Source organism: Streptomyces sp. NPDC059455, assembly GCF_042750115.1.
Taxonomy (GTDB): domain Bacteria; phylum Actinomycetota; class Actinomycetes; order Streptomycetales; family Streptomycetaceae; genus Streptomyces; species Streptomyces endocoffeicus.
The window spans coordinates 1-9,938 of sequence record NZ_JBHYVB010000310.1 but is presented as its reverse complement, the minus strand read 5'-3'; the positions used below and the strand labels follow the sequence as shown (position 1 = coordinate 9,938).

General features: G+C 67.1%; 9 protein-coding genes and 4 pseudogenes. 6 read left to right on the top strand and 7 right to left on the bottom strand.

Features of this window, described 5'->3' with window-relative positions; translation table 11 throughout:
* Together ACFXB5_RS50330 and ACFXB5_RS50325 are read right to left on the bottom strand one after the other, a co-directional pair.
* The coding region (locus tag ACFXB5_RS50330; RefSeq protein ID WP_385221995.1) for a tyrosine-type recombinase/integrase at positions 1-1,126 on the bottom strand (1,126 nt) is incomplete at its 3' end.
* 167 nt (positions 1,127-1,293) lie between these two features.
* Positions 1,294-1,425 carry a hypothetical protein gene (locus tag ACFXB5_RS50325; RefSeq protein WP_385221992.1) on the bottom strand — a complete coding sequence of 44 codons (132 nt, stop codon included), beginning with the start codon at positions 1,423-1,425 and terminating at the stop codon, positions 1,294-1,296.
* 716 nt (positions 1,426-2,141) lie between these two features.
* On the opposite strand from ACFXB5_RS50325, the gene ACFXB5_RS50320 reads away from it, so the two are divergent.
* Genes ACFXB5_RS50320 through ACFXB5_RS50310 form a run of 3 tightly spaced genes read left to right on the top strand, consistent with a single transcriptional unit; the run spans position 2,142 to position 4,681 of the window.
* Positions 2,142-2,807: an RNA polymerase sigma factor gene (locus ACFXB5_RS50320; protein WP_385221989.1), complete on the top strand. Its 666-nt coding sequence runs from the start codon at positions 2,142-2,144 to the stop codon at positions 2,805-2,807.
* The gene (locus ACFXB5_RS50315) at positions 2,791-3,177 is read left to right on the top strand and encodes a hypothetical protein (protein ID WP_385221986.1); all 387 of its coding nucleotides are present in this window, start codon (positions 2,791-2,793) and stop codon (positions 3,175-3,177) included. Before ACFXB5_RS50320 ends, ACFXB5_RS50315 begins: the two co-directional genes overlap by 17 nt.
* A 34-nt stretch (positions 3,178-3,211) precedes the next feature.
* The gene (locus ACFXB5_RS50310) at positions 3,212-4,681 is read left to right on the top strand and encodes a hypothetical protein (RefSeq protein ID WP_385221983.1); all 1,470 of its coding nucleotides are present in this window, start codon (positions 3,212-3,214) and stop codon (positions 4,679-4,681) included.
* A gap of 84 nt (positions 4,682-4,765) precedes the next feature.
* Here the strand turns inward: ACFXB5_RS50310 and ACFXB5_RS50305 are convergent.
* The 5 genes and pseudogenes from ACFXB5_RS50305 to ACFXB5_RS50285 form a co-directional block, all read right to left on the bottom strand.
* Positions 4,766-5,191, bottom strand: a pseudogene (locus tag ACFXB5_RS50305) (single-stranded DNA-binding protein); the annotation flags it as partial.
* Between the two features lie 54 nt (positions 5,192-5,245).
* Positions 5,246-5,464 (bottom strand): annotated as a pseudogene (locus tag ACFXB5_RS50300) (peptidoglycan-binding protein); the annotation flags it as partial.
* Positions 5,465-5,536: 72 nt separating this feature from the next.
* A pseudogene (locus ACFXB5_RS50295) lies at positions 5,537-6,097 on the bottom strand (GH25 family lysozyme); the annotation flags it as partial.
* A 77-nt stretch (positions 6,098-6,174) separates the two neighbouring features.
* Entirely contained in the window at positions 6,175-6,819 is a 645-nt protein-coding gene (locus ACFXB5_RS50290) for a hypothetical protein (RefSeq protein WP_385221981.1), read from the bottom strand.
* A 21-nt stretch (positions 6,820-6,840) separates the two neighbouring features.
* The gene (locus ACFXB5_RS50285; protein WP_385221978.1) at positions 6,841-7,470 is read right to left on the bottom strand and encodes a hypothetical protein; all 630 of its coding nucleotides are present in this window, start codon (positions 7,468-7,470) and stop codon (positions 6,841-6,843) included.
* Between the two features lie 429 nt (positions 7,471-7,899).
* Between ACFXB5_RS50285 and ACFXB5_RS50280 the strand changes: the two genes are divergently transcribed.
* From ACFXB5_RS50280 to ACFXB5_RS50270, 3 genes and pseudogenes are all read left to right on the top strand, one after another.
* The gene (locus ACFXB5_RS50280) at positions 7,900-8,502 is read left to right on the top strand and encodes a hypothetical protein (protein WP_385221975.1); all 603 of its coding nucleotides are present in this window, start codon (positions 7,900-7,902) and stop codon (positions 8,500-8,502) included.
* A 59-nt stretch (positions 8,503-8,561) separates the two neighbouring features.
* Entirely contained in the window at positions 8,562-8,837 is a 276-nt protein-coding gene (locus ACFXB5_RS50275) for a MarR family transcriptional regulator (protein ID WP_385221973.1), read from the top strand.
* A pseudogene (locus tag ACFXB5_RS50270) lies at positions 8,834-9,938 on the top strand (hypothetical protein); the annotation flags it as partial. The gene ACFXB5_RS50275 and the pseudogene ACFXB5_RS50270, both read left to right, overlap by 4 nt.

The window sequence follows — 9,938 nt, the reverse complement described above, 5'->3', positions numbered from 1 at the left end:
CGTTACCGAGAGATCGGTACGGCGGGTTCGGCGAGCGGTCCGGGGAAACGGACCGGGAGCAATCCCGGCACCGCGCCCCGGGCCGACTCAACAAGGTCGGAAGGTTTCCTTCCTCGTCTTTGATGCCCAGCTTCAGCAGCGTGGGCTTCCACAGGTCATCGTTGAAGTAGTTGCGGCACATCAAGTTGTTGCGCGGTGTCCAGAAGAGTGCTCGTGCCGAGCCGCGCTTGCAGTCGTCGATCTTCTTCCTGTGCTCCCACCGCACCGTCTCCGTGGCCTGGGGCGGGAAGCGCTCCACATGCTCCGCCAGCGCCTCCACGAGGTACGGAGGCATCGGCACGTCCTTCGTGTTGAGGCGTGGGCTCGTCTTCAGGCGGTCCACCATGAGGCGCTTGTATCGAGTCTCTTTGGTCTTGAGTACCTGCCGACGCACGGTGAGCACACTTCGGTCCAAGTCGATGACGTCATCGCACACGCCGAACGCCTCCGCCTGCCGGGGGCCACAGGCGAAGCCGATCATGGGGATGGGCCGGTAGCGCTCAGGGAAGGCGTCGTAGATCGCCCAGCACTCATCCGGGCTGAAGACGTACGACGTCGAATCGCCAACGTAGGGCCCGTCGACCTCGTAGGTCGGGTTGGAGCTGATCTTCCCGTTCTGAAGGGCGTCCTTCATGACCATCTGGAAGACCTTCCAGTGGCCCTCTCCCGTGGAGTTGGCGACGCTCTCGTCGTCCTCAATCTCCTGCACCCAGGCTTCGACCTGGGCCTTCTTGATGGCTCTGAGACGTTGTCTCCCCCAGCGCGGATTGAGATGCACGCGGATGGCTATCTCGTACTTCTCCAGGCTGGAGTCCTTTATCCGGCGCCTGCTGAGCCAGTCAGCCGCCCACTGCCGGAAGGTGAGGTTCGCTTCGACGGGCTCGGGGGCTGCGCCGGGAGCCATTCCGTCCAGAACCGCCTGCGCCTGGGCCTGGGTGATGCCGACGGAATCGGGAATCGAGGCACGCGTCCGCTTGCCCTCGCTGTTCGTGAGGTTGTAGCTCCAACTGTGGTTACATCCGCCCTTTTTGGGCCTGTTCTGGTCGGAGCAGTCGCACCGCTTGTAGACAGTGGGCTTGCGTGCCACGGGACGCCTCTCGCGATCTTGATGGGTTCCTCAGTGGGTGCCCTGGCCAGGGGAGTTGGACTGTACGTAGGTGGAGCCGTAGCGGGTCAAGTCGGCGAGAACGCAGCGGGGCAGCCAATAATGCGGCCTACTATTCAAGGTAGTAGCGACTCCCTATTGAGTGAAGGTCACTCCGTACGGGCGTCGAGCCAGGCCTCGAAGTCGCGCTCCCGTACACGAAGAATGCGATCGCTGATGCGCACGATGGGAATATTCCAGATCCTGTAGTTGTCGAGCACGGTGCGCTTTGGAACTTCCATCCGCTCGGCAATCGTCTCGAAACTCAGCAATGCATTTGAACCACCGCGAGGCATAGCCGTCCCTGTTCATCCGTAGGGTGTCCCCCGGCGGACCGTTCCGGCCGGATGGAGCCGGTTGCGTTCAGCCCGGCACCGACAAGTACGTGGATCGGCGGAATCTGTTACACCCGGGGGAGCCCAACTCGCCTGTCGCACGATGAAGCCGGGCCAGGACGGCGGCTGAAGCGCTGAAGCTGTCGGTCGTGCCGGTGGGGGGTGACCTTGGGCGCTGTCGGGCTTGGCGGCAACCTTGGGTCGGCTCTGGCGCGATGCTCGGCAACGGAGGCGCCACGGGGCGGCGGGCCTCGTTGCTGGATCCGTGTGCGTGCCGGCCGTTACCTCTGCGGCCCCGTCGAGCGACGGCTCAGGTGGCACCGGCCAGGGGGGATGGGCATGACCTGCCGAGCCGCTCCCTTATCGATCCTGGCGCGCTCGGCGGCCGCTTCGGGGCCTTGTCGGCGCCGGACTACTCTCCCAGCACGCGGCCGCGCCGTGCCGCAGTGGCTGTCACAGAGTATCGCTAACCTGTTCGGTGCAATTCGCAAGAGATCAGTTATGCTGCCTCGGCGTCGCATCGGAAGGTGATCCTCCTCCTGTGGGGGAACAGTGGAGGGGAAGCCCCAGGGCGGCGCTGCAGCGGATTAGCGCAGCATCGGGTCCTTGGGGGGCATCACGCCGTGACCGACATTCTGGAATCTCTGGCCAGACGCGCCGCAGCAGGCGGGGCGGATGGGGCCGACGCCATCGGGGCGTTATACGACGAACTGAACGACACTGTGTACCACTGGGTACGGCGCTACGTCCGTGACGGGCACGTCGCGGAGGATCTGAGCCAGGAAGTCTGGCTGAAAGTCTCCCGGAATATCGGTAAGTATCGGCCAGGTACGCATCTGCTCGGCTGGTTACGCACGATCACCAAGAACACCGCGCTCGACTACCTACGCTCCGTGCAGCGGCGCCCCTCGGAAGTGCTGTACGCCGATCACCTCGAACTCGACCGGCCACGCGTCGACCAGAGCCCTGAAGAGTACGCCGAAAGACGCGCATTGGCCCAAGCCGTTGCATCTCACATGCATAAACTGCGACCCGAGCAACAGCAGGTCCTGATCTTGAGGTTCTTCGACGGACTAAGTGTGGGACATATCGCGCAGATCATGGGGAGAACGGAGGGTGCTGTCCGTACATTAACGGTACGGTCGCTGCGCAAGCTCGCCGGGGTCATGCCGGTCGGGGAGTCGTCTTCCCAGCTGATCGAGGAGCTGCTGACGGCGGCAGTGGGCAGAAACAGAGTTGTCGGTACACAGGTTGAGAAAGAGGCGAGGGCGCATGTCTCGACGCGCTGACCAGGGCGAGCGCCTGGAGCGGGCACTGGACGGCGGGCCCATCCCTCACGACGAGGAGACTCGCCAACTGCTGGCGGTCGCGGGCACGCTGAGCCCCGGCCACCGCCGCAGTCCTGCGAGGGTGCGCGCGGCCAGGGATGCGATGCTCCGCGCATACGCGCATGCCCAGAACCAACAGGAAGCCCGCGAGGACGCCGGAACGGGTGACGGCTTGGACGAGCCGGAGATCCACCGTGAGGAGGTCGAGCTGCCCGGCGGCGGCCACCTCGTCCTCACGGACATCGAAGACATCACCCCCGAACGCGCTGAGAAGACGGCTGCCCGCATCGCGAGCATCCTGCAGAGCAAGGAAAGAGACCGGCAGAGGTGAGCAGCGGGATAACCCTCGACCGAGGAGGGCGGTCGTGACCTCGTCCGTGCCGCCGGTGCAGATTCACTTCCTCGACCCGGACGAAGACGACAATGTCCAGTTCACCGACGTGGGCGTGGTCAACATCGCGGGTCAGCGGCACCTGTTTCTGAGCCCGCAGAGCTTCGACTCCGCGGTGCGCCAGGTCAGCTCTGCCCTGCCAGATCTGCCGCTGGAGCAAGTCGAGCGGATGGTGCGTGAGTGTGGCCAGTTCAAAGACTTCGACGAGCTGTTAGGCCCGTTCGAGCCAGCTCTACCCGTCGATATTGCGCCGTCCTCGGCCGGGCAGTCCGAACGGGCGCGCCCCCGGGACCGCTTCAAGAGGTGGGCCATCACCGCGGCGCTCCTGCCAGCGCTCGCTGGGTCCTGGACGCTGGGACATTTCACCAACAACGGCACCGTCGGTACGGTGGACAGTGCCCCGGACGCGAGCCCGACCACCGAGACGAAGCAGCCGTTCGACGACCCCAAGTTCATCGACTTCCGCGACGCTGGGCGGATCGACTGCAACCCGATCGACAACCTGCAGGCGGAGTGCACCGACGCCGACGGGATGGTGATGTCCACCAAGGCCGCCACCGGCCCAGACAGCACCATCTTCACGTTCTCGTACGGCAGTGAACGCGTCGGATTGAGGATCTTCTACGACGCCGAATACGCCGAGACTTGGGCGCGGCAAGACGGATCCCGGGAGCTGTACCCGCACATGAAGGTCCACGACCGGTACGCACTGTGGGGCACCGATCCCAAGCGGATCGACGAGTACGCGGACCTCCTGAAGGAGGCAGGCCGCCACAAGGCCAGCCCGACAGCGATGGGCGGAGCGATCCCCCTGCCGCCACGGCTGGCCGCGCTCGCCCTGGGCACGCTCGGGCTGGACAGCCCGGATGTGCACCAGATCATCGACCGCCCGGCGGCGGCAATGGCCGACGCTCCGACCATGTTCGCGGCCCGCCTCGTACTGGGACTGGATGACGCCGCACCGGCGCGGGCCGAGCCGGGTGGCGACAACATCGTGGCGCTCGCCGCCGGCATCGAGCCGAGCCCTCCGCCGTCCGACAGCGGCAAGGGAACCGGGATCGTGTCGGCCACGGGGCCGAGCACAGGAACCACCAGCCCGACGATGCCGACAGAGGAAGGTTCGGAGCAGGAGACGTCGCCGTCGACGCCCGCCCCGTCGCCGGGCACCAAGCCGTCGACGACGCCGACAGCTCCCGAGCCCTCGACACTGCCCTCCGACCCGGTGGACCCGGTACCGAGCACTCCAGAGACGCCCGATCCACCAACCGCCGATACCCCTCCCCCGGAGAAGGACCCGGCCCCGGTCGAGGACATTCCCGCCCCGGTGGACACGCCCGCGGAGGGAGCGCCCGTCGACGAGAAGGCTCTGCCGACGGAGTTCGCGGACCAAGCCGACGAGGACCTGCTGATCCTGGACTCCGCTTGGACGGTAGCTGCCGCGTGAACAGCCTGAAGGGTCCCCGGACATCGGTCCGGGGACCCTTCAGTGTGCACGATGTCAGAACGGCGGTTCGTCTGACTCCGGCCTGGCCCATGGGTCGTCGGCCGCAGGACGTGCCTGCGCCGCGGCGGCCGGACGCCCCGCGCTGGCGCCGGTCTTGGTGACCTTCGCAGAGGCGTTGCGCAGGCTGGCGCCGACCTCCTCGACGTCCAGCTCGTAGACCGTGCGCTTGACGCCCTCACGGTCCTCGTAGGACCGCTGTTTGAGGCGTCCCTGGACAATGACCCGCATGCCCCTGGTGAGGGACTCGGCGACGTTCTCGGCCGCCTGCCGCCACACGGCGCAGGTCAGGAACAGGCTCTCACCGTCCTTCCACTCGTTGGTCTGCCGGTCGAAAGTGCGGGGAGTCGAGGCGATGCGGAACTTCGCCACCGCCGCACCGGAAGGGGTGAAGCGCAGCTCGGGGTCATCGACGAGGTTGCCGACGACCGTCATGACGGTCTCGCCTGCCACTGAGGGCCTCTCGGTGTGAAGGTCGGCCCGGCTGGCGCAGGCCGGCGATGTGGGTCAGGAGAAGAGGATCTTCCAAGTCAGCGGCCCCGGGAGGCCGTCAGCGTCTCCCCTGAGTTCCGCGTGGTCGAGCTGGAGATCACGAACGTTGTCACGGTCGGCGTCCGTCCACTCCGGGCCCGGTCCGCTCTTGTAGTGCTTGCCATAGCCCTTGCGGACGAGCTGCTTGCCGAGGGCGGTGATGTGAGCGTTGTGCTTGCCGGGGCCGAAATACTGGCGGCCGGGGAAGGGCGGCGCCGGCTTGGGCGGAGTGGTGCCGCTGGAGCCGTCCTTGTCCGGCTGTTCCTCGTCCGTGGCCCACGCCTTGAGTGCGGCCTTGCTGGAGAAGTCGGCCACGTTCACGTCAGTTCCCGAGATGCCGTACTGGTGGAACTTCCACTCGGCCTTGATCCGCGGCTTGCCGGCTGGGGCGCTCGGGTCCGCGATCCACAGACCGTCCCCGGCGTACGACGTCGTGTCGAGCGTCTTCCACGACGTCAAGTTGCAGTACAGGATGACCCTGTGGCTCGGCCGCAACTTCTTGACGGCCTTGATGAAGGCGTCCTTCTCGGCATTCGACGGGTGCTTGTGGGTGCTCGGGTCGGTTTCCCAGTCGCAGGCGAGGATGTCGCCTGGCTTGCTGGCGCATCGCTCCACGAAGTACTCGGCCTGAGCCTGGATGTTCCCCGCGACGAGGAAGTGATAGAAGCCGACGACCAGGTTGGCCGCGCGTGCGTGTGCGGCCTGTGCGGTCATCTTCGGGTTGACGTATCTGGTGCCTTCGGTCGCCTTCACGAAGACGAAGGAGAGACCCGAGGTGTTGAACGTCGAGCTCTGGTAGGAGCTGACATCGATACCCTTGATGGTCATGGTGATATGCCTCCGGTGCTGTGAGCAAGGAGGAAGTACCGTGCACGGCGGCCGGGGTTAACGTCGCGTGCTGGCGGTCAGGGGTCGATGACCTCGGCGTCGACGACGCTGCCGGCCTCGAGCTCCGGCGGGTACTTGACGGAGAACAGCGACCGGTCCAGCCGTTCAGCGAGCGCGTTGAGGTCGACCGGCGGCTCCTCCTGTCCGACCGGACTGCCACCGAGGCCGGTGATCTCGACCGCGACGACCGCGTCCTTGCCGTAGTGCTCACGGTGCTGCCGCTCCAAATACCAAGCATCCGCGCGCCAGTCCGGCGCCGTGCGGTCCTCCACCGTCTCCTCGACGATCTCGCCGGTCCCGGGATCGCGGAACCGGCGGGTGGTGACCTTGGTGACGACGCCACCATCCGCGGTTCGGCGGATGTTCGCCAGGGCGCGCGCGGCGGCCGTGGCCCGCGCGGTGCGGACCTTCTCGTACAGCGTGGCGTACTCGCCCTCTTCTGGATTCGGTTCCGCGCCCTCCTCGCGGGCCTCAACCTCGGCCCGGCCCCGGGCCATCCACGCCAGGAAGCTCGAGCGGGAGACTCCGGCCAATTCGGCGGCCAGCTCGACGGCGACACCCGTGCGGGAGGCCGCGACGAGACGCGCCTCGACCTCGTCAGAGAGCAGGCGCGGGCGACCGCTGCGGCTCTGCTGCCGACGTGCCTTGCGTCGAGTGGACATGGGCGTACCTCAGCTGAGGGGTCAGCGGCCGGCGGTGAATATGTGCCCGCAAGCCGGGCAGGTGGAGTGCGGCGCGTGGCCGTCGTCGGGGTTGAGGCCGTCTCCCCGGTCGTCGTTGTCGGGAAGGTGCAGGGCCGGGGGTTCGTCCTCACGGACGCCACCGGGCAGGGACTCGGGGTCGACCTGGCTGAAGAGTTTGTCCATCTCGTCGGCCGGGATGGCGAGGGAGTCGAACAGCTCCGCCTCGTTCGTCGCCAGATCCTCGAGCACTGCGGCGAACTCGCGCGGGTCCCAACCGCCCTCGCCGGGCAGCCGGTTGAGCTTGATGGCCAGAGCCTCGGCCTCGGCCTCGTTCTTCGATGACCAGCCGCGAAGCACCGGGACGAGCCAGCCGCCGTCCTCGTCGAGGACCATGCCGCCGGGCAGGGCCATGCCGCGGGCCTGCATCTCGATCAGGGAATCGCGGCGGCCGTGGCCGTGGAGGGTGCGCTGCGTCCGCTCGTCGACGACGGGAATCTCGACCAGGCCGTGCATGGCGATCGAGTCGATGATCAGCTCGAGCTCGTGGCGCTTCGGGTTGCGGGTCGCCGGCGGCAGATCGGTGAGCGGCACGTAGGCGACGTAGCGCGGTGCGGTGATCGTCTCGGTCACGGCTGATGCGGTCCTCTCCCACGGGTTGGTGTCCGGCGGCGGGTGAGGGCTGCGAGCCCGCGGACTCCTACCGCGGCGCCCCGCCTCGCGCGCGGAGCATGCCGTCATGGCCGGCCCTCGCCCGCCGCCGGGCCGATTCCGCCCTCGTACCGGATGGGGCGGAGCCGGAGCCCTACCGGCTTCCGGTGACGTCGCCGAAAGCTGCAGAGCCGCAAGGAACGTAAGTCGGTGCGCCGTTAGCGTCCCCTTCTCCTCAAGGAATTTCCTTAGGTGTACTATTTGAGGTGGCTGGGAGAGCAACCCAGCTACCTGGGCCTAGGTGTAACAAAAATCGGCGGCTGACGTACCTCCAAGCGATGCCCCGAGACACCCCGCCCGGGAGAACCCGAACCTTGGGCCACGGCGTCCGGGGAAGAGAGGAACACCCAGATGCCGAACGATGTCGACGACGGCACCCAGGCCGAGGAGTCGACCGAGCTCTCCCTGACGTCCCTCGGACTGATCGGCGCGCTTGCCCGAACTCTGCAGGAGCGGACCAAGGACGTCATCTCGCCGAAGGTGGACGCGCCGAAGGGCCCGCTGCTCAAGGGGTTCGAGGAGAACAAGCAGTCCGACCTCGTGGTGCAGGTCGACGGGCAAGAGGTGGGTCACTACAAGGTGGCCACTACCAACGACCGGTTCGTCGTCGAGGACGAGTCCGCGTTCGACGCATACGCGGAGGAGAAGGGCGAGATCGACGTGGTCATCGTCCGCAAGCCAGCGTGGGAGAAGGCGGTCCTCGGACGCGCCGAGGTGGACCCAACGACGGGCGCCATCTTCGATTCGCAGACCGGAGAGGTCATCCCCGGCGTCAAATTCATGCCGGGAGGGCAGCCCACGGGCACCGTCACCTGGACCTGGAAGAAGCGCAAGGGGCGTGCAGTCGGCAAGGAGACCCTGCTGGCGGCCTGGCAGCGCGGTGACCTCGACGATCTCCTGCGGGAGACGCCTGAGCTGTTGGCCGGGGCCAAGCCCAGCGCCGAGGACGCGTGACGCTGACCGACCGGGTCCGGCCCACTGCGGCCGGGCCCCTCTCTCCAGGGACCACACCGATGACCACCGCGAATAGCCGCACGCGGGACTTATCTGACCGGGCGTTCCGCGTTCTCCACACGCTCACCCTCCACCCCGAAGGCGATTGGGTCGACGTCGGCGCCATTTGCACCAGCCTCGGACTGACCTCTCATCAAGTGCGCCGGGCACTCCTTGATCTGCACACCGCGGGCATGGCCGAGAGGGATCGGCGCTACGTGCGCGACGAGACCGGCCGCCGGACGCACCGCACGTACTTCCGCCTGACTGACGACATCAGCGAGGCCTCTGTATGAGCCGCCTGTCCAGTCCCACGGCGGTCCGGCATAACCGGCGCGCCCACTTCGTACACGTCGAGTCGACGACCGTCCGGGACGCCAGCATCAGCTTCCGTGCGCTGGGGCTGCTGACGTACCTCCTGGACCAAAAGGAGGGGTGGCAGGTCCGGTCCGACCAGCTCTCCAAAGGCGAGGGCCGCGAGGGGCGCGGAGCCGTCCGTACTGCGCTGCGCGAGCTCGCCGCGAAGGGCTATTACCGCCTCGAGCGCCGCCGCTTCCGAACCGGGAAGTGCGCGATGGGCACGGCCATCTCCGAGTATCCCGTGGAGCAGTGGATCAAGGATCACGAGATTTTCAGTACCACCTCGGACCCGGCCGTCCCCGTCGTCGAGCAGGAGGACGGCACGTTCCTGGTGGAGTACCCCGACGGCACCCTGGTCAGCGACGGCTTCGAGCCCGCCCCGTACGACGACGAGGAACCCCCTGCCGAGCCGGAGCCCGAACCGGAGAAGGAGCCTGCGGCCGAGGAGCTGCCGACCGCGCCGAAGAAGCCCGCCCCCCGCGCTCGGCGCCCCCGCAAGACCTCCGAGGAGAGGGCGGCCGAGGTTGCAGAGAAGGAAGCGCGGGAGAAGGCCCTCGACGAGGCAGCGCGCAAAGTCACCACATGGTGGTGGGAGCACGCCGAGAAGCACCTCGGCAAGTACGTCGGACAGCGGGGCGGGTTCATGGCTGTCATGAAAATGGTCCGGCGTGCACTCGAGGCGGGCTACAGCCAGCAGGAATGCGCGAAGGCTCTCCAGCACGCGCGTAAGCACTTCCCCGGCGCGCAGCAGTGGCAGGACGCCCTCGGGGTGGTCACCAACCACATTGCTCCGAAGCGGCCCGACGGCCGGATCCCCTACAGCGACGCCGCGACCTGGGGCACCACAGTCGACACCACGCAAGGCGACGCCGACCACGTCTACACCGACAACGACGCCGATGACGCCACGTTCGGCGTGGTCAACCGCATGCAAGGAGTGTGTGTCGACGACGGCGTAATTCCCCAGGGGGTTTGTCGGGGGAATTCCCCACCCCCTGGGGTGCCGCGGATGTCAGCTGGTCGGGGGCTTGGACGAG

What these genes read in the sequence shown, in the direction of transcription:
- ACFXB5_RS50325 (WP_385221992.1), bottom strand. Translation starts at nt 1,425, where the DNA reads ATGGAAGTTCCAAAGCGCACCGTGCTCGACAACTACAGGATCTGGAAT.
- ACFXB5_RS50275 (WP_385221973.1), top strand. Translation starts at nt 8,562, where the DNA reads ATGACCACCGCGAATAGCCGCACGCGGGACTTATCTGACCGGGCGTTC.
- ACFXB5_RS50290 (WP_385221981.1), bottom strand. Translation starts at nt 6,819, where the DNA reads ATGTCCACTCGACGCAAGGCACGTCGGCAGCAGAGCCGCAGCGGTCGC.
- ACFXB5_RS50280 (WP_385221975.1), top strand. Translation starts at nt 7,900, where the DNA reads ATGCCGAACGATGTCGACGACGGCACCCAGGCCGAGGAGTCGACCGAG.
- ACFXB5_RS50315 (WP_385221986.1), top strand. Translation starts at nt 2,791, where the DNA reads ATGTCTCGACGCGCTGACCAGGGCGAGCGCCTGGAGCGGGCACTGGAC.